This is a genomic window from Belliella aquatica (genome assembly GCF_014637795.1).
GTDB lineage: Bacteria > Bacteroidota > Bacteroidia > Cytophagales > Cyclobacteriaceae > Belliella > Belliella aquatica.
Map to the genome: position 1 here is coordinate 14,424 of NZ_BMFD01000026.1, position 18,578 is coordinate 33,001.

General features: G+C 37.2%; 17 protein-coding genes. 14 read left to right on the forward strand and 3 right to left on the reverse strand.

What is annotated here, in order from left to right; translation table 11 throughout:
- Positions 1-106 precede the first annotated feature (106 nt).
- The 4 genes from porK to porN are packed head-to-tail and all read left to right on the forward strand — an operon-like array spanning position 107 to position 4,549.
- Complete coding sequence (gene porK, locus IEV57_RS18635) at positions 107-1,201, forward strand: T9SS ring complex lipoprotein PorK/GldK (protein ID WP_188444551.1); 1,095 nt, start codon at positions 107-109, stop codon at positions 1,199-1,201.
- Between the two features lie 52 nt (positions 1,202-1,253).
- Positions 1,254-2,057 (forward strand): type IX secretion system motor protein PorL/GldL, encoded by an 804-nt coding sequence (gene porL / locus IEV57_RS18640; RefSeq protein WP_188444552.1) that lies wholly within the window; start codon positions 1,254-1,256, stop codon positions 2,055-2,057.
- 43 nt (positions 2,058-2,100) lie between these two features.
- Positions 2,101-3,699, forward strand: coding sequence for a type IX secretion system motor protein PorM/GldM (gene porM, locus IEV57_RS18645; protein WP_188444553.1), 1,599 nt, complete (start codon positions 2,101-2,103; stop codon positions 3,697-3,699).
- 37 nt (positions 3,700-3,736) lie between these two features.
- Positions 3,737-4,549: a type IX secretion system ring subunit PorN/GldN gene (porN, locus tag IEV57_RS18650; RefSeq protein ID WP_188444554.1), complete on the forward strand. Its 813-nt coding sequence runs from the start codon at positions 3,737-3,739 to the stop codon at positions 4,547-4,549.
- A 21-nt stretch (positions 4,550-4,570) separates the two neighbouring features.
- On the opposite strand, the gene uvrC is transcribed toward porN, so the two are convergent.
- From uvrC to porW, 3 genes are all read right to left on the reverse strand, one after another.
- The gene (gene uvrC, locus IEV57_RS18655; protein WP_188444555.1) at positions 4,571-6,376 is read right to left on the reverse strand and encodes an excinuclease ABC subunit UvrC; all 1,806 of its coding nucleotides are present in this window, start codon (positions 6,374-6,376) and stop codon (positions 4,571-4,573) included.
- Between the two features lie 72 nt (positions 6,377-6,448).
- A complete protein-coding gene (locus IEV57_RS18660) occupies positions 6,449-8,722 on the reverse strand; it encodes a penicillin-binding protein 1A (RefSeq protein ID WP_188444556.1) in 2,274 nt (757 codons plus the stop codon).
- Positions 8,723-8,749: 27 nt separating this feature from the next.
- A complete protein-coding gene (gene porW / locus IEV57_RS18665) occupies positions 8,750-11,365 on the reverse strand; it encodes a type IX secretion system periplasmic lipoprotein PorW/SprE (protein WP_188444557.1) in 2,616 nt (871 codons plus the stop codon).
- 112 nt (positions 11,366-11,477) lie between these two features.
- Here porW and IEV57_RS18670 point away from each other — a divergent pair, with 112 nt between their 5' ends.
- The 10 genes from IEV57_RS18670 to atpG all read left to right on the forward strand — a co-directional run bounded on the left by IEV57_RS18670 (position 11,478) and on the right by atpG (position 18,453).
- Positions 11,478-12,350: a M23 family metallopeptidase gene (locus IEV57_RS18670; RefSeq protein WP_188444558.1), complete on the forward strand. Its 873-nt coding sequence runs from the start codon at positions 11,478-11,480 to the stop codon at positions 12,348-12,350.
- A gap of 1 nt (position 12,351) precedes the next feature.
- Positions 12,352-12,777 (forward strand): bactofilin family protein, encoded by a 426-nt coding sequence (locus IEV57_RS18675; RefSeq protein ID WP_229744571.1) that lies wholly within the window; start codon positions 12,352-12,354, stop codon positions 12,775-12,777.
- On the forward strand, positions 12,746-12,997 hold the full coding sequence (locus IEV57_RS18680; protein ID WP_188444559.1) for an AtpZ/AtpI family protein: 252 nt from the start codon (positions 12,746-12,748) through the stop codon (positions 12,995-12,997). Before IEV57_RS18675 ends, IEV57_RS18680 begins: the two co-directional genes overlap by 32 nt.
- Positions 12,998-13,021: 24 nt before the next feature.
- Positions 13,022-13,408 carry a hypothetical protein gene (locus IEV57_RS18685; protein WP_188444560.1) on the forward strand — a complete coding sequence of 129 codons (387 nt, stop codon included), beginning with the start codon at positions 13,022-13,024 and terminating at the stop codon, positions 13,406-13,408.
- 19 nt (positions 13,409-13,427) lie between these two features.
- Positions 13,428-14,447 (forward strand): F0F1 ATP synthase subunit A, encoded by a 1,020-nt coding sequence (gene atpB / locus IEV57_RS18690; RefSeq protein WP_188444561.1) that lies wholly within the window; start codon positions 13,428-13,430, stop codon positions 14,445-14,447.
- A 40-nt stretch (positions 14,448-14,487) separates the two neighbouring features.
- Positions 14,488-14,748 (forward strand): ATP synthase F0 subunit C, encoded by a 261-nt coding sequence (atpE, locus tag IEV57_RS18695; protein WP_014771320.1) that lies wholly within the window; start codon positions 14,488-14,490, stop codon positions 14,746-14,748.
- A gap of 82 nt (positions 14,749-14,830) precedes the next feature.
- Positions 14,831-15,325 (forward strand): F0F1 ATP synthase subunit B, encoded by a 495-nt coding sequence (locus IEV57_RS18700; protein ID WP_188444562.1) that lies wholly within the window; start codon positions 14,831-14,833, stop codon positions 15,323-15,325.
- Position 15,326: 1 nt separating this feature from the next.
- Positions 15,327-15,887: an ATP synthase F1 subunit delta gene (atpH, locus tag IEV57_RS18705; RefSeq protein WP_188444563.1), complete on the forward strand. Its 561-nt coding sequence runs from the start codon at positions 15,327-15,329 to the stop codon at positions 15,885-15,887.
- A gap of 32 nt (positions 15,888-15,919) precedes the next feature.
- Positions 15,920-17,497 carry a F0F1 ATP synthase subunit alpha gene (gene atpA / locus IEV57_RS18710; protein ID WP_188444564.1) on the forward strand — a complete coding sequence of 526 codons (1,578 nt, stop codon included), beginning with the start codon at positions 15,920-15,922 and terminating at the stop codon, positions 17,495-17,497.
- Between the two features lie 80 nt (positions 17,498-17,577).
- Complete coding sequence (gene atpG, locus IEV57_RS18715) at positions 17,578-18,453, forward strand: ATP synthase F1 subunit gamma (protein WP_188444565.1); 876 nt, start codon at positions 17,578-17,580, stop codon at positions 18,451-18,453.
- Positions 18,454-18,578 lie beyond the last annotated feature (125 nt).

The window sequence follows — 18,578 nt, forward strand, 5'->3', positions numbered from 1 at the left end:
GAAATTATGCAAAATATTAGTGTTTTTCTCAGATTTTCGTTTAAATTTCGCTTTCGTTGTAAGTAAAAAAAGAACAGTTATTTATATAACTTAATTAGTGTCATTTATGTATAAAAAAATGATTTCAAGGTTTTTTCCAGTGATTGCGATGGTTTTAACAGCCTCGTTTTTACAAGGTTGTGGACTTTTTGGAAAGAAAGGTTCTGCAAGTGAGAAGGACAATAGGAGAGGAGAAGTAACTGGGGTCGCCAAAAGAGTTGGTTGGCAACAAAATCTCCCAATTGATATGGTTGCTGTGAAGGCAGGAACTTTTTGGATGGGTCAGGCTGATGAGGACATTGCTACCACGCAATCTGCTTTCAATAGACAAGTTACCATTTCAGAATTTTATATGGACAAATATGAAGTGTCCAATAATAAGTACAGACAATTTGTAGAAGCAGTTAGACTTGGAGAATACTCTTATGCTACCCCGACTACATTGAAAGATCCTCCGCAATTCAATTTGGACGAGGTTCTACCTGATACAACTGTTTGGACTTCTAGTTTTTCCTATCATTATGGAGATCCATTGATGGAATTCTATTTCGACCATCCTGCTTTTGACAACTACCCTGTAGTAGGTGTCAGTTGGGAGCAGGCAAATATGTATTGTGAGTGGAGAACCTATCACATGAATGCGAATGATAAATCTGACTTTGAAATGCCACCATTCAGACTTCCAACTGAAGCAGAATGGGAATATGCTGCAAAAGGAGGAAAAGATGTTGCAAAGTATCCTTGGGGAGGTCCTTATTTGAAAAATAAAAGAGGCTGTCTGATGGCTAACTTCAAGCCAGGTAGAGGAAATTACATCGACGATGGTTTTTCTTACACCGCGCCAGTAGATGTTTTTGCACCAAATGGTTTTGGATTGTATAACATGTCAGGGAATGTTTCTGAATGGGTATTGGATGATTTCAGTGAAGTTGGTACAGCATTGACTTGGGATTTAGATCCGAAATTCACCAAAGAAGGGGAATCCAGAAAAGTAGTTAGAGGCGGTTCATGGAAAGATATCGCTCACTATTTAGAGACAAGTACAAGAATTTATGAATATCAAGATGTTAAAACAGCTCATATTGGATTCAGAACGACGATGACATTTATCGGTAGATCAGGATCTATGAACGTGAGCAACAATAGAAGAAGACAACGTTAATTTACTATCTCAAAAAAAACTTAATCACAAACACTATTTACTTTTAATTAAAATGGAACAGAATAAACAATCATTTAAGTATAAATTTTACGGCTCTATCATGCCGAAAATTTATGGTATCGGTGCAGCTGTAGTAATTCTTGGGGCGATGTTTAAAATCTTGGATTGGCCTTTTGCCAGTTTGATGATTGGTGTTGGTCTTTCTACAGAAGCGGTGATATTTTTCTTATCTGCTTTTGAACCTAAGCATGAAGAGTTAGATTGGACGAAAGTTTATCCAGAATTAGCAGGAGATACACCTGCTGAAAGAAGAGCTGCTGCAAAAGTAGCTTCAGGTCCAAGTTCTACGCAACAATTAGATGAGATGCTTGCTAACGCCAAAATTGGTCCTGAATTGATAGAAAGCCTTGGAAAAGGAATGCAAAACTTGGCTTCTTCGGCTGAAAAAATGGGTAAATTGTCAGATGCTGCTGTAGCTACAAATGAATATGCAGAAAATGTAAAGTCAGCATCCAAGACATTAGTAGATATCAATCAATCTTATGGTAAAACGGCTGCCGCATTGACAGAAATGTCATCTGCTTCAGCTGATGCCAAAGAATACCATACACAAGTAGTTGCAGTTACTAAAAATCTATCTGCTCTGAATAATGTGTATGAAATGGAATTGCAAGATGCGAATTCGCATGTGAAGACTTTGAATAAATTCTACTCCAATATGACTTCTGCTTTGGAAGGATTAAATGAAGCAGGAAAAGAAACAGAAGCTTTCAAAAATGAATTGGCAAAATTAAATGCTAATGTAAGCTCATTGAATAAAATATATGGTGGCATGTTATCAGCCATGAAAGGTTAAGCCTTATTTAAATAAATTATGTTTAATCTTTTAGATAAATAATATGGCCGGCGGAAAAGAATCACCAAGGCAACGGATGATTGGAATGATGTACCTTGTGTTGACGGCATTGTTAGCACTACAGGTAAGTAATCAGATCCTTCAGAAGTTCGTATTGATAAATGATGGTCTCGAAAGAACCTCGAAAAACTATATCCTAAAAAATGAATTTGCTGTTCAGTCAATTGCTGGAACAGTAGAACAACAAGGGAACAATGAAAAAGATGTTCCTAAAGTAGAGGTAGCTAAAGAACTTCGCAAAAAAACAGCTGAGGTTTTCAATTACCTAGAATCAATGAAACAAGAGTTGATCACCGTTTCTAATGCGAAAGATGATCAAGGAATGTACAAGACATCTGCATTGAAAAATGTCGATGTTCCTGGAAATATCTTTAATAACAATAAAAAAGGATATGAAATGCAGGAAATCTTGAACACATATCCTCAGGAAGTTTCTTCTATGTTGAAAGAAATTGGCATTGACATGACGTTTCAGCCGATTGCCAAAGACGCAGATCAAATCGACTTGTTCAAAAATGATCCAGATGTAAGAACCAAGGATTTCGTGAACCTTACCTTCGTGAAGTCACCGATTGGAGCTGTATTGACTTTGATTTCTCAATTTCAAAATGAAGTTCTAAATGTTGAAAGTGAGTCATTGGTAGCAATTACAAATACGATTGGTTCGTTCTATTACAAAGCAGATATTGTTCAAGCTAGAATTGCTGCCTTATCTAATGTGGTAGCTGCAGGGACAAAGTTTGAGGCAGATATGTTTATTGCCTCGAGTTCATCTTCGGATGTTCCAAAGATGACAATAGATGGGAGAGAGGTAAATGTAGAAGACGGTTTTGGTAAAATAGAATTTACTGCAACTCCTGGACAATATGATGACAGAGGCTTATCTAGAAGAGTGATTAAGGGTGAAATTGTAACCAATGTTGGTGGTGAAGATCAAATTCTTCCTATTGAATATGAATATTTCGTAGCTCAGCCCGTTATTAGAGTAACTTCAGAAGTGGTTAATCAACTTTATGCTGATTGTGCTAATGACTTGATGATTGATGTTCCTGCTTTAGGAAATAGTTATTCGCCTTCTTTTGCTGTATCTAATGGACAGGCCATTGCAGGAACACGACCAGGACAAGTTACCATCATCCCAGGTCCTTCTGGAAAAACGGTTATTGGTGTAAGTAGTGGAGGAAATAGAATTGGTGATGTTTCTTATGATATCAAACCAGTTCCCATGCCAACGATTGTACCTTCAACAACTCAAGGTCCAATTGATTTGAGTCAAGGTATAGCTCCTATACAATCAATTTTGGTGAAAGCAGAAGCAGAGCCAACCTTTGCTAGAACTATGGCCAGAGATGCTAAATTTGAAGTTACAGGTGGTGAAATTACATTAGTAAGAAGCGAGGTTCCTAGAGGTTCTGTAAATATAACAGGTGAAACTGTTGGAATCAGAAATCTTGCAGAACAGGCAAAAGCTGGAGATCAATTTATTGTCAGAGTAACTGAGATAACAAGAACTAATTTTCAAAATAGGAAGATTAAAATGCCTTTGGCCAGACCGCAGATTATTAGAATTGCTATCAGATAATAACATCACGTCCACAAGGACTTAAATAGAACAGCATATGAAAAGACATGCTAAAACATTGGGATTAATCTTATTCTTGGGTCTTTACCTAAGTATTGATGGTTTTTCTCAGGTTCCTACCAGTATGAATCCATCTGGAACAGGTGACCGACAATTCAAAGTTGACACGGTTTTCTCGATCAGACCGATTAGAGAAGATGATAAAATGTATCAAATTGGTGTTTGGAGAAGGATAGATTTGAGAGAAAAATATAATCTTCCTCTGTATGGTTCTGGTGATTCCAAAACTGATGGAATCGTAAATAATATTTATAAAGCTGTCGTAGAAGAGAACGCTTTAGAGGTTTTTGCAGATGAAGAGTTTACACAACCATTATCAATTGCGGAATTTCAGAATAATTTCTGGATTGCTGCTAATGGAGATAGTCTCTTCGTGAAGAATTTGTATTACTTAGATTTTAGAGAAGACTTTATCTTCGACAAGCATCATTCTCAGCAAAAGTTTGATGTGAAATACATTGAATTGGTAATGCCGTCTGAATCTAACTCAAATGCAGGTCAGAAGTCCATCGCTTTTATTAAATTCAAGGACTTCTACAATCACTTTGTAGATCATCCTGAAGCCAAATGGATTAATTTTCAGAATGCCTCCAAAAATCTAGGATATGACCAGGTTTTTGATTTAAGGTTGTTTCGATCTGTAGTGAGAAAGTATACCAATAGAGATGATGCATTAATCGTAGATATGGTTGATCCCACACATCCAAATCCTGAATTGCAAGCGTTTCTTGATGCTTTGGAGTTTGAATACAAACTTCTAGATTATGAAAATGCCCTTTGGGAATGGTAAAAAAAAAGAGCGGTTGAATTTTCAACCGCTCTTTTTTTGTTCAAAAGATTCTAGTAATCTTTCTGCTTTACTTTTTCCAATTACAGCTTCAATCTCTTCTAGAGAAGCTTCTTTGATTTTCTTGACAGATTTGAAATGTTTCAGTAACTTTTCAGATGTGCCTGGCCCTATTCCTTCAATTTCTGTAAGCTGAGTACCAAAGGCTTTCTTGCTTCGGACATCTCTGTGAAAAGTGATTGCAAATCTATGCGCCTCATCTCTAATCCTTTGAAGTAGTCTTAGTGATTCCGATTTTTTGTCGATATGAATAGGATAAGAATCTTCAGGAAAGTAAATCTCTTCCAACCTTTTTGCAATCCCGATAATGGGAACTTTGCCATAAATCCCCAAATTCTTCAACGCTTCGACAGATGAAGAAAGCTGACCTTTACCACCATCTATGACAATAAGTTTAGGAAGAGGTTTGTCTTCTTCCATTAGTCGCTTATATCTTCTCCCGACCACTTCAGTCATTGAGGCAAAGTCATTTGGTCCTTCCACAGTTTTGATGTGGTAATGCCTATATTCTTTGTTCGCTGGTTTTCCGTTTAGGAAACAAACCATACTAGCCACTGGATTTGTGCCTTGGATGTTTGAGTTGTCGAAACATTCAATGTGATCTGGCATTTCCTGAAGGGAGAGGTCATTCTGTAATTGCTTCAGAACCCTAAATTTCTTGTCTGCAACGTCACCTGCTGCCAATGCTTTTTCCTTTTTATAGTATTTAGCATTTTTTAAAGAAAGGTCTAAAAGATGCTTTTTATCTCCAATTTTGGGAACATGGATATTTAACCCTTCAAATTCTTCTTCAAATTCGATATTGACAATAATTTCCGGAGACTCACTGTTGAACTGATCTCTCAATCGGACTATTGCTGTCAGTAATAATTCAGATTCGGTTTCATCGAGTTTTTTCTTCAGTTCGACAGTCTTAGTGATATTTATACTTCCATTTTTGATTTTCAGAAAGTTGACATACGCGATTTTTTCATCTGTAACGATCGTAAACACATCCAAATCCTTGATTGAAGGATTGACGACCATGGATTTAGCTTGATATTTTTCCAACAAGTCAAGCTTATCTTTGTAGTACTGCGCCCTTTCGAATGCGTATTTCTCAGCAGCTTCTTGCATATATTGTTTGAAATAAGCTTTGGCAATACCTAAATTCCCCTTGAGTATATTTTTAGCTTGCTCAATGTCTTTCATATAGGCAGGTTCACCTTGTAGTCCTTCACATGGACCCAAGCAATTACCAATATGATATTCCAAACAAACTTTATATTTCTGTTCTGCGATCTTATATGGGCTCAAATCTAATCTACAAGTTCTGATTGTAAATAAGCTTCTGATCAGTTCTAGGACATTATTCATGGCCTTTACACTGGCAAATGGACCATAATATATTCCCCTTCCTGCAATCATTTTTCTTGTAGGATATATTTGAGGAAAGTTTTCTTTGGTCAAGACGAGGTAGGGATAGGTCTTGTCGTCTCTTAAAAGAATATTGTACTTGGGTTGCGTTTTCTTGATTAGGTTATTTTCAAGAAGTAAAGCATCAAACTCTGAATTGACAAGTGTGATTTCTATCTTTCGTATTTCACGTACCATTCTACGTGTTTTATGATTTACGCCAATGTTTTTGACGAAGTAGCTAGCCACCCTTTTTTTGAGGCTTTTCGCTTTACCCACATAAATCAACTCTTGATTGTCATTATAATACTTGTAGACCCCAGGTTGATCTGGGAGTGCGTTATATTCTTCAGGAGTATAAAATGATGCTTCCATATCTTGCTATAAAGGTAAAAAAACAGCCTTGTTAGAGGCTGTTTTTTTTACTTATTAATTCATTTAAATAGACTAGAAGTCTGTTTTCCTAGGGTCATAATCATAGTCACTGAATCGATTGCTTTGCATTTCATATTGATCGCAGTCAATCTCGATGCTCAGGGGTCTTTCAGGTCTTGGGAACGGACCTTTCGTGATTCCTATACTTGGATCAGCATAAACCTTTTCCATGAACTTTACCCAAATTGGTCTTGCGGTCCTACCTCCTTGGCCACTTATCCAACTTCTAAAGTGAATGGCACGATCATCTCCACCGACCCATACACCAGAAACCAAATCTTTGCTAATTCCCATGTACCAGCCATCAGAGGCGTTTTGTGTCGTTCCTGTTTTTCCTCCCAATTCGTTTCCTTCTCTCAAGGCATAAGGTACTCCCTGTGATGTTCCTTTCTCCTCTTCAAATCCACCTCTCAACATATAAACCATTAAATAGGCGTGTTCTTCGCTCATCGCAGGTTTTTTTCTCGGAGTAAATTGTTGGAGAAGATTACCGTTTTTATCTTCAATTCTATCAATATAAAAAGGTGTGATATGCTCTCCTTTGTTTACAAAAGTCCCAAAAGCACCGATCATTTCATATATAGAGACATCATTTGTACCCAAAGCCAAAGCAGGTACTTCCTCTAAATCACTCGTAATTCCCAGTCTTCGTGCAGTCTCTACTACAACCTTCGGACTCAACTTTTTCATCATATAAGCTGTGATAGAGTTGATAGATTGCGCCATTGCTCTCCTGATGGACAATTTTTCATAGCTGAATTTTCCATCAGCATTACTAGGAATCCATGTAGGCTGTCCCGGAATATTAATTTCTACTGGTTGATCGATGACCGAATAGCAAGGGCTGTAACCATTTTCTATTGCTGCTGCATACACAAATGGTTTGAAAGTAGAGCCGGGCTGTCTTCTACCTTGCTTTACGTGATCGTATTTGAAATACTTCTGATTGATTCCTCCAACCCAAGCCTTGATATGGCCTGTTTCTGGATCCATCGATACAAAACCAGTTTGCAAGTGTTTCTTATAATGCCTTAAAGAATCCATTGTACTCATCAAGGTGTCCACCTCACCCTTTTCCCAAGAAAATACTCTCATTCTTTTCTTTTCATTGAGTTTGATTTTAATAGAGTCGGTGTTGGTATCGTATCTTTTTACAAGATTTCTATAAGCCTCAGTTCGTTTTACTTGAGTCTCTAAGAAGTTGGGAATTACTCGTCCATTTGCATCAATCCAAGGGTCTCTACTCCCCATTTCCTTTTCAAATTGTGCTTGAAGTGCTTTCATGTGTTCTTGAACCGCCTCTTCAGCAAATTTTTGTAGTCTGCTATCTATTGTAGTGTAAACCTTCAGACCATCTCCATATAGGTCATAAGGTGTGCCGTCAGATTTGAAGTTTTCTTTGGCCCACTTTGTAAGATCTGCTTTAATGACCTCACGAAAATATTGTGCTTGACCTTGGTTGTGGTTCTGAACATTATATTCAAGTTCTATTGGCAATACCCTCAATGAATCATACTCGGACTCTGTCAAAAAATCATATTTTTCCATTTGGTACAAGACTGTATTTCTTCTCCGAAGGGAATTCTCTGGGTTGAAAACAGGACTATAATAGGTTGGCGCTTTGAAAAGGCCAACAAGTACAGCGGCTTCTTGTATTGCTAGGTCGTTTGGAGTCTTATTGAAAAATGTCTTTGCTGCTGTTTTTATACCATATGCATTACTACCAAATTCTGAAGTATTAAGATAAAGCGTCAGAATTTCATTTTTGGTATATGATTTTTCAAGACGTGTTGCTACTATCCATTCTTTGGTTTTAATAATCAACATTCTCAAGCCAGGAACTTTACTGAGAAGACCTTGCGATTCTTGCCCCCTAGTTTTGAATAAGTTTTTTGCTGTTTGCTGAGACAACGTACTTCCACCTCCAGCTCCTTGTCTTAGAATAATGGATTTAAACAATACCCTTCCCATACTTTGAAAATCAATACCAGAGTGATCTTCAAAACGGATGTCTTCCGTTGCAATGAGTGCATTTACAAGGTTCGGAGAAAGGTCGTTGTAAGTAACAGGGCTTCTGTTTTCTCTAAAATAAGTTCCAAGCAAGACGTTATCTGATGAATATAGCTCTGAAGCAATTTCACTTTGAGGATTTTCTAGCGTCTTAAAATTTGGTAATTCTCCAAATAGACCCAGAAAATTTACGCTTACTCCCCAGACAAATAAGATAAAACTGAATAATCCAGCTATGAAAACAAGCCAAAGGTACTTTATAATTTTATTGGTCATTATTACAATGAGATTGGGTATCGAGGATTAATTGTATGTTTTTTTGTAGAAGCTTCTATACTCTTCTATATTTTTCCTTTTATTCAGCTCTTGGAAGTTTTCTATGGAAATCAAGAAACTATTACCTTTATCACCATCTGATAAAGAAGTCGTTTCAAAATCTTTCATAAACTTCAATCTGTATTCTAAAGCCTTTTCTGCATTATTGAATGGGCTCACGATGTAGATCGCATTCTCTCTATTCAAATTCATATTGCCCGTTCTTAGTCTTGAAGATGGGAAATTAGCGGAATGAAATCCCTCCAAATCTGCGAGGAGACTCTTAGCTACGCTTGACTTCTCAGGTTCCAATACGATCACAAATATATGTGTTTGGTTAGGATTTTCTTTGTAGGGAGATTCATCTTCAATATCAGCTTCATCTTCCGCGATTTCTTCTACTTCTTTCTCTTCAACCTCCTCTTCTTCACTTGAAATCTCAGCTTCAGGTTTCTCACCTGTAAGTGCAATTAGCATATTTCTTGCCATTTTTAGCAGGTCGGGATTTTCTGTGTTCTGAATGTAGCTTTCTAATCTAGTTTTATATCGATCTCTATCATCTATTTTACCTGAAATCATGACATCTAAGAGCAAAAGTCTGTCTGTATTTCTGGTTAAAGGATATTCTTCTAGCGTTGTTCTTAAGATTTTTCTTGCTTCTGGATAATTTCTGGAATTATACAAGTTATATGCTTTTTTGTATCCATCTGAAGACTGAATATAAGCTTGATTGCCCGATACTCCCCCAGGATTGTTCACAGAGAAAGTAAATGGCGATTCTGGGAACTCTCTATTTAGTCTTTGGCTGTAAAGGTCAGCATTTCCATTTCTGTCTTTTTGTGCTAGGTAGAGAATATAATAGGCTTCTGGTTTTTTAATCGTGTTTGGGTACGAGGTGATCAGACTTTCGAGATTTTCAATACTAAATTCTGGTTCTTTAAAATCAAAAAACAAAAGCTTCCCTAATTCAAAGTATGATGTTTCAAGTTCTGAATTGAGCAGAACAATATCGGCATCTGACTTTGGTATTTGAGAAAGTAGCTCTTCTTTACTTGGAATTTGCTCAAAAATATTCTCTTCAGGCTCTTCAGTTTGTGTTCTTTCTGCTGTCTCTTCGATTTCACCATTCGTCACGGACGAAAAACCTTGTGTGCTTCTTCTCCAATTGTCTTGCAATGGCCTATTTCCCCAGTCTCTGAAGAAATCTATAGAGCCTTGTTGCATAGCTACAGAGTTGTCAAAATAAAAATTCTCTCCACTCCCTCTTCCACCAAAAGCAAGTAGATTATCAAAAATGCCAGTGTTTTTTGGTTTTTCCTTTGCTGCGGCTTCTTTTAGAAGTCTATCTTCTTCGCTTTTGATAAAATTTTCGGCAATCAATTCCTGCTCAGGTTGAGTCAATTTACTGAGATTTATGAGGCTGTCATTTTTCACGATTGTTTCAAAATGCGTTACATATTCATCAAGAATTCCTTTATTCTTCTCAATCTGAGCATAGGAAGGGTCCATTGGTCTGAAATGTGTCAGCGCACTATCATAATAATACTTTGCAGCGCGATAATCTTTATCTACCTCAAAGCTGATTTCTGCAAGCTTTTGGTAAATGTATCCCTTCTGAATTGGATTATTTCCCTCTTCTTTTGCAGCTCTATGAAGCAGATTTACAGCGTCTTCTTTCTCATTTTGCTTCAATTCGAACAGTGCTTTTTCGTAAAGTACCACATCTCTCAGTTCCTTATTTTTACTGTCTGTGTAGAGGTCATCATAATAATTCCTTACTTTTTTAAAATCTTTGGACTGATCTAATTCAGCTACTTTTTGAGCATAAAGTTGAGCAAAAAAACTTCTTTCATAGGGAGGATTGCCCTTTTGCGCTTCTAGGTAATAATCGTAAGCGAGTGCATCCAAACCTTCTCTTTGGTAAAGTTGAGCTAGAATAAAGTTTATTCTCGATTTCTCCTTACTGTCTTTTGTATATTCTAAGGTTTTGTCAAGAGCACCAATTTTCCCATCTACTTCACCTTTTGAATGATAATAATAGGCCAGCGTTTTGAAAAGATGATATCTATTTTCAGAATTGATTTTAGGTTCTTTAGATAGATAATCGATGACGAACACAACATCATCATAATTTTTTTGATCAATGAAAATCCGCATCAGCTGAATCAAACTTCTATGTCTTAAATTTCGATCCTTGCTGTTTACATTGAGGTATTTGAAAGTATTGATTGCATCATCGGTATCAGCTTGATAATAATCGATCAATCCAATCAGAAAATAATTATCATCCACCCATTTTGAAATCCTATGCCAGTCGATTGCTTTTGAGGATAATTCCCTTGCCTCTTTCAATAGCTCTTCATTTTGTTCGATTGTAGCACTATCTACTGGATAAAAAATTGGGAGAATCTGACTAAAATCCTCTTTGTGGTTGGTTTTTATGGTATTCTCTAGTTCTAAGATTTTTTCATTAGCCAAGTAATAAGCATTGTACCTTGAGGTAGTATTGTGGTACATTCGATTCATAAAGGTATTCTTCTCGGAAGAACATGCTGAAAAAATCAGAATCAAAAATAGACTAAAACAGGTTTGCTGCGTTTTCATTGCTGAGTTAAGAAATAGAATTGTCCAAAATAAAGGTTTTGATTCAATTTATTAAACGGTTTTGATTAATATTATATTTTTGAGACATGGAAATACTTAAAGTAAAAATAGGTTGGGACTAAAAGAGAAAGTAAGAAGCTGGGTCGAGACGAAATTTCTATTCGTAATACGAAAAGAAGAGGATTTTTCTGTAATTTCTTCTTTGAGCATCACAAAAGTAAAAATAGCTTTAATTTTTATATTGTTTGTGCTAATTGCTTTCGTGATTTCTCTTTTCGCTTCAAGAACATTTTTGAGAGCTTGGTTTGATCCGGAATTTCTAGAAACAGAAAATATGGTCCGTATTGCAGAGCTTTCTGATACGATAGATTCTTTGATGATCGATTTGAAACAGAAAGACATGTATGTCAAAAATATTCAAATGATTGTGTCTGGGAATGAACAAATTGAAAATTTTAATCAAGATTCCATTTTTTTGGAGGATACTGAAAACTCTGGTAACCAAATAGATTTATTCCGTAAAAGTGAATCCACAATTGCGATTGAAGAAGAATTTAAAGGGGTTCCTCTAGATTTTTCCTCACCAAGGAATTTTGTCCCAACATCATTTACGGAAACATATTTTTACCCACCGATTAAGGGAGTCGTGGTTTCTGGATTTGAACCACAAGAAAATCATTTTGGTGTGGATATCGTGGCCACTGAAAATGAACCTGTCAAAGCAATAGCAGCAGGGACAGTCATCATGTCTTCTTGGACTTTAGAAACCGGTTATGTTATTGGTATTCAACATTCCAATGAATTGGTTTCTTTTTACAAACATAATTCAGTATTATTGAAAACTGTTGGAGATATCATTAGAGGAGGAGAAATCATCTCTATCATCGGTAATACAGGAGAGTTGACAACGGGTCAGCATCTACATTTCGAGCTATGGTATAAAGGTAGCCCGCTCAATCCCCAAGAATTCATTACATTTAATTAATATGTTTAACAAGCAAGAAGACAAAAAATCAGTTGCTGAAATGGTCAGTTCCAGCAATGTGATTTCAAAGGAAACTTTCATCAAAGGAGATATCAAAGCACAAGGAAATATTAGAATCGAAGGAAAAGTAGAAGGTACTTTGGATTCTCAAAATAAAATTGTGATTGGTGATTCTGCCTTAGTGATAGGGAATGTTAGGGCAGAAGAAGCTGAAGTTTCAGGCAGAATTGAAGGTGAGATTCATTGCACCGGAGTATTATTTCTCAAAAAAACAGCGATAATCGACGGGAATATCTTTACCCAAAAGCTAGTTGTAGAGAATGGTGCCATATTCAATGGCAAATGTCAAATGGGAGAAGCTGCTGCTAAACCTTTAAATGGTAAGGTCAAACGTGATGCCACAGAAAAAGAACTCATCTCAAGATAGTTTTCCAGTTTATGTAAAATACATCGGATTATCCTTTCAACTATCCGCCATAATAGGTCTTGGTACTTGGTTAGGCTGGATTATCCAACAAAAGAGCCAAATAAAATTTCCTGTTTGGCTCTTACTTTTTTGCTTCCTTTCGATCGTTCTTGCTTTTTATCAACTTTTTCAGTCATTGAAAAATGACAATAAGATAGAAGAAAAGAATAAAAAGTCTTAATTTTGCGCCTCCATTAAAAAGGCCATGTCTAGCATAAAAATATTTACGGTAAGGATTTTAGCATTGACGCTAATTTTAGCAGGCATCATCTATGTCATGCAAAACTATCTCTTACCAAATTGGATCCATCCTTCGGTATGGCTAGTCCTTTCTTTTTTTGCTTTACTGACATGGCTTACAGGAACTTTTGTTCATTATCTGATAAAATTGAGCAAAGAAAATTCTCCAAATATCCTTCTTGGGGCTACAGCTTTGAGATTTATGGCAAGTTTAGGATTTATTGTAATCTACCTTTTCTTGGATGTTGAGAATATAATTCTGTTCGTTGCTAATTTCTTTGTTATTTATTTGTTCTACTTAATATTTGATATATACGGGTTAATAGCTAATTTGCGCCCGCATTCAAAATAGGTCATAAAAATTCGATTTGATGTTCCGTAAGTTTCTTTGCCTAAGTGTTTTATTTTCAGCAGTTTTGCTGACGTTTTCAACTCCTACTTTCGCGAGTGGTGATGATGAAGACAAGACTGGATTTATCATGCATCACATAAAGGACTCCCATGAGTGGCATTTTGCTACCTTTGGGCATACTCATGTGACGCTTCCTCTTCCGATCATCATTTATTCTGCTGATCGTGGTTTAGAAACCTTTATGTCATCTGATTTTCAGGATCACGAAACACATAAGTTTGGAGAAGCATATGGTGTTGAAGGGTATTTTATCGACGAACATGACCATCTGCATAGAGCTGATGGGGCTAGTTTCACGGATCTTTCGATTACCAAAAATGTAGCTATGCTATTTTTAGTGATTTTGGTAATGGGTTACTTAATCCTATCTGCTGCAAGTCATTACAAGAAGCATGGTGTTCAATCTCCAAAAGGAATCGCTTCATTCATCGAGCCAATTGTTATCTTTGTAAGAGACGAAATTGCTCACAAATCAATTGGTCCGAAATACAAGAAATTTGTACCTTATTTACTTACACTATTCTTCTTTATCTGGATAGGTAATTTGATGGGGTTGATGCCCGGCGCTGCTAACCTTACTGGAAATATTGCTGTGACAGCTACATTGGCTGTTTTGACATTCGTTCTAGTCAATGTTAATGGAAATAAAGAATACTGGAAACACGTCTTTATGACGCCAGGTGTTCCTATTCCATTGTTGTTAGTGATAGTGCCAGTTGAGATCATAGGTTTATTTACTAAGCCTTTTGCCTTGATGGTTCGTCTCTTTGTAGCGATCACCGCAGGTCACATTGTTATCTTAGCATTTATTGCATTGGTATTCATCTTTGAATCTTATGCAATAGGCGTTGTGAGTACCTTAATGGTTACTTTCTTGAATCTTATTGAGTTGTTGGTAGCGACAATTCAAGCTTATGTCTTCACGCTTTTCACTGCGATGTATATCGGTGGTGCAGTAGCAGAACACGAGCATCATTAATTTGGAATTTCTTTGTTCAATTTATAAATAATACACACGTATGTTAACTTCATTATTATTGTCTGCTGGATTAGCACTTATGGGTGCAGGTATCGGTGCTGGAATTGTAGCGATAGGCGCAGGTCTAGGTATCGGTAGAATTGGTGGTCAGGCTATGGAATCTATTGCTCGTCAGCCTGAGGCTGCTGGTAAAGTTCAGACTGCCATGTTGATCATTGCAGCTCTTATTGAGGTAGTATCCCTGTTTGCAGTAGTAGTTTGTCTACTTATTGCTTTGAACGCAGGTGGTCTTACTTTCTAAGAACAACAGAAAATAGGGATTGGCGTTAGGCCAATCCCTTCTCTTGATTTGAACAAAATTGAAATTATAACTCTCAATAGAAATGGATCTTATACTACCTAGTTCGGGGCTTATTATTTGGCAACTTATCGGTTTCCTAGCCTTGTTATTTATCTTGATGAAGTTTGCTTGGAAGCCTATCCTTGAGACTTTGGAAGAAAGAGAATCAAGCATTGATGACGCATTGAAAGCAGCTGAGCGTGCAAAGGCTGAAATGGCCAATCTGAAGTCTGAAAATGAGAAATTGCTACAAGAAGCAAGAATCGAAAGAGACAATATCTTGAAGACGGCTAATGATGCTTCTGCTAAGATGATCGAAGATGCAAAACAAGCAGCTATAGCTGAAGGAGCTAAAATGATTGAGAATGCAAAGGCTGTAATTGAAAATGAGAAAAAAGCTGCTTTGACTGAAGTGAAAAACCAAGTTGCTCAGCTTACATTAGAAGTTACAGATAAATTATTGAGAAAAAATCTTTCGTCCCAAGCTGCTCAACAAGAGCTGGTAGAAGGTATGGTAAAAGATATTAACTTGAACTAAGATGTCTGAATTTAGAGTCTCCACCAGATATGCAAAGTCCCTTCTCGAGTTAGCCAATGAAAAAGGTATACTTGAAGAAGTTCTGGCTGATATGAAGCAATTAGCATCGGTAGCAGCAGCTAACCGTGATTTTGCTTTGAGCTTAAAAAGTCCGATTATCAATTTTGATAAAAAATTGAAGGTTTTGACTGCTTTGTTTGAGAAATCTGCAAATGCAATGACAATGGCTTTTTATGGTATCGTGGCCAAGAAAAATAGAGCGGATCTTTTGGTGGATATCGCTAGAGAATTTCAAGTACAATATAATGTTTTCAAAGGAATCCAAGTCGCTGACTTGACTACCACTTTCCCAATTACAGATGAGCTGAGAAGTAGATTTGTAGGTTTGGTAAAAGAGATTTCCGGATTGGACAAAATAGAATTGGTTGAGAAAATTGATGCAGAACTCATCGGTGGGTTTGTCTTAAAAGTAAATGACAGGCAACTTGACGAGTCTCTAAGCAGCAAATTGAAAGCACTTCGCTTGGAATTTTCTCATAATCATTACGAGAGTAAAATATAAATCATAGCAATAACATTTAATCATATTCGATAATGGCAGAAGTAAGACCTGACGAAGTTTCGGCAATATTGAGAGAACAACTCTCTGGTGTCAGAACTGAGGCTGAATTGGAAGAAGTGGGTACCGTCCTTCAAGTAGGTGATGGTGTAGCCCGTATCTATGGACTTTCTAAAGCTCAGGCTGGTGAATTGTTAGAGTTCGAAAACGGACTTAAAGCAATGGTGCTTAACCTGGAAGAAGATAACGTGGGTGCCGTATTGTTCGGTGACTCAAAAGGAGTGAAAGAAGGTGATACTGTAAAGAGAACCAAGAAAATCGCTTCTATCAACGTAGGTGAAGGAATGCTTGGTCGCGTTGTGGATACTTTGGGTAACCCAATCGATGGTAAAGGTCCTTTGACAGGTGAATTGTATGATATGCCTTTGGAAAGAAAAGCTCCAGGTGTAATCTACAGACAGCCAGTTACAGAGCCGCTTCAGACAGGTATCAAATCAATTGATGCGATGATTCCAATCGGAAGAGGTCAGCGTGAATTGGTAATTGGTGACCGTCAGACTGGTAAGACTGCAGTAGTTATTGATACGATTTTGAACCAAAAAGAATTCTATGACAAAGGTGAGCCAGTTTTCTGTATCTATGTAGCGATAGGTCAAAAGGCTTCTACTGTTGCAGGTGTGGTTGCTGCTTTGGAAAAAGGTGGTGCACTTCCTTACACAGTTGTAGTTTCTGCTTCTGCTGCTGATCCAGCTCCAATGCAATTCTTTGCTCCATTTACTGGTGCTGCAATCGGTGAATTCTTCCGTGATACAGGAAGACCAGCCTTAGTTGTTTATGATGATTTGTCTAAGCAAGCTGTTGCTTACCGTGAAGTTTCTCTACTCTTGAGAAGACCTCCGGGACGTGAAGCATATCCAGGTGATGTATTCTACCTTCACTCAAGATTACTAGAAAGAGCTGCGAAAATCAACGCTTCTGACAAAATCGCTAGTCAAATGAACGATTTGCCTGAGTCAATCAAGCATTTGGTAAAAGGTGGTGGTTCGTTAACAGCACTTCCTATTATTGAAACACAAGCGTCTGACGTTTCTGCATATATCCCAACGAACGTGATTTCCATTACTGATGGACAGATCTTCTTGGAAACGAACCTTTTCAACTCGGGTATTAGACCTGCTATTAACGTAGGTATCTCCGTATCTAGAGTAGGGGGTAATGCACAGATCAAATCAATGAAAAAGGTAGCAGGTACTTTGAAGTTAGATCAAGCACAATTCCGTGAATTGGAAGCTTTCTCTAAATTCGGATCTGATCTTGATGCGTCTACAAAGAGAACTATCGAAAGAGGTAGAAGAAACCAAGAAATCTTGAAACAAGCTCAGTATGCACCAGTTGCAGTTGAAAATCAAGTAGCGATTATCTATGCTTCTACAAAAGGTTTGATGGACAGCGTGCCAGTAGAGAAAGCAAGACAATTCGAGAAAGAATTCTACTTGTTATTGGCAGCTAGTTACCCTGAAGCTTTGGTTGCCATCAAAAAAGGTGACTTAGACACAGCAGGTAAATTGTTGGAAGCAGCAGCGAAAGAGTTGTCTCCAAAATACGCGAAGTAATTAAATCGATCTAATCATACTTGGGGTTTGATCCCCAAGTGTGTTTTAATATAAGATACCTCTCCATATCACAATAATATATGGCTAATTTAAAGGAAGTAAAGGAAAGAATTAATTCGGTAGTTTCTACACAGCAAATTACGAAAGCCATGAAAATGGTGGCTGCAGCGAAACTGAGAAGAGCGCAGGACAAAATCACTCAGATGCGTCCATACTCACAGAAATTAACGACAATCCTAAACAATGTTTCCGCTGCCAGTGATGGTCAAGCTGACATTGTCTTTGCTGAAAAACGTGAAGTCAATAATGTACTAGTGATTCCAATCACTTCTGACAAAGGTCTTTGTGGTGCTTTCAATACAAACGTATTAAAAGCCTCAAGTGCTGCTATTGCTGGTCAGTTTGCAGGAAAAAATATTACTGTGCTTCCTTTGGGAAAAAAGGCATTTGAATTCTTCAAGAAAAGAGGTTTTAATGTAATTGATACTTATTACCAAGTTTTCTCTGACGTCTCTTTTGAAAATGTGAAGTTGGCTGCTGAGTTTGCTATGAATCAGTTTGCTGATGGGAACTACGACAAAATAGTATTGGTATATAACCACTTCAAAAATGTGGCAACGCAAGAAGTAATAGTAGAGAACTTCCTTCCAATGTCTTCTGATACAGAAGATGCTGTTAAGAAAGGGTCTGATACGGACTATATCCTTGAACCATCAAGAGAGTATATCATCGAAGAACTTGTTCCTACTTCATTGAAAATTCAGTTTTTCAAGGCTGTACTTGAAAGCAATGCTTCCGAGCATGGAGCTCGTATGACTGCTATGGACAAAGCAACTGAAAATGCTGGTGAGCTATTGAAAGACCTAAGATTGATGTACAATAGATCACGTCAAGCTGCTATTACCAATGAAATCCTTGAGATCGTAGCCGGTGCAAATGCACTAGGAGGGAAGTAATTTCGGAATTAAGATCTAAGATTTTGGTAATGTGGTCAAAAATAGTTGGTGACTTTTGTTGAAAAATTTCTTAACATGCCATGCAGATTCGAAGAGGACGTAAGCTCTGCTGAGGAGCAACTTAC

Excerpts from the sequence above, each read along its gene's own strand:
- porK (WP_188444551.1), top strand. The coding sequence starts at position 107 with ATGTATAAAAAAATGATTTCAAGGTTTTTTCCAGTGATTGCGATGGTT.
- porL (WP_188444552.1), top strand. The coding sequence starts at position 1,254 with ATGGAACAGAATAAACAATCATTTAAGTATAAATTTTACGGCTCTATC.
- porM (WP_188444553.1), top strand. The coding sequence starts at position 2,101 with ATGGCCGGCGGAAAAGAATCACCAAGGCAACGGATGATTGGAATGATG.
- porN (WP_188444554.1), top strand. The coding sequence starts at position 3,737 with ATGAAAAGACATGCTAAAACATTGGGATTAATCTTATTCTTGGGTCTT.
- uvrC (WP_188444555.1), bottom strand. The coding sequence starts at position 6,376 with ATGGAAGCATCATTTTATACTCCTGAAGAATATAACGCACTCCCAGAT.
- IEV57_RS18660 (WP_188444556.1), bottom strand. The coding sequence starts at position 8,722 with ATGACCAATAAAATTATAAAGTACCTTTGGCTTGTTTTCATAGCTGGA.
- porW (WP_188444557.1), bottom strand. The coding sequence starts at position 11,365 with ATGAAAACGCAGCAAACCTGTTTTAGTCTATTTTTGATTCTGATTTTT.
- IEV57_RS18675 (WP_229744571.1), top strand. The coding sequence starts at position 12,352 with ATGTTTAACAAGCAAGAAGACAAAAAATCAGTTGCTGAAATGGTCAGT.
- IEV57_RS18680 (WP_188444559.1), top strand. The coding sequence starts at position 12,746 with ATGCCACAGAAAAAGAACTCATCTCAAGATAGTTTTCCAGTTTATGTA.
- IEV57_RS18685 (WP_188444560.1), top strand. The coding sequence starts at position 13,022 with ATGTCTAGCATAAAAATATTTACGGTAAGGATTTTAGCATTGACGCTA.
- atpB (WP_188444561.1), top strand. The coding sequence starts at position 13,428 with ATGTTCCGTAAGTTTCTTTGCCTAAGTGTTTTATTTTCAGCAGTTTTG.
- atpE (WP_014771320.1), top strand. The coding sequence starts at position 14,488 with ATGTTAACTTCATTATTATTGTCTGCTGGATTAGCACTTATGGGTGCA.
- IEV57_RS18700 (WP_188444562.1), top strand. The coding sequence starts at position 14,831 with ATGGATCTTATACTACCTAGTTCGGGGCTTATTATTTGGCAACTTATC.
- atpH (WP_188444563.1), top strand. The coding sequence starts at position 15,327 with ATGTCTGAATTTAGAGTCTCCACCAGATATGCAAAGTCCCTTCTCGAG.
- atpA (WP_188444564.1), top strand. The coding sequence starts at position 15,920 with ATGGCAGAAGTAAGACCTGACGAAGTTTCGGCAATATTGAGAGAACAA.
- atpG (WP_188444565.1), top strand. The coding sequence starts at position 17,578 with ATGGCTAATTTAAAGGAAGTAAAGGAAAGAATTAATTCGGTAGTTTCT.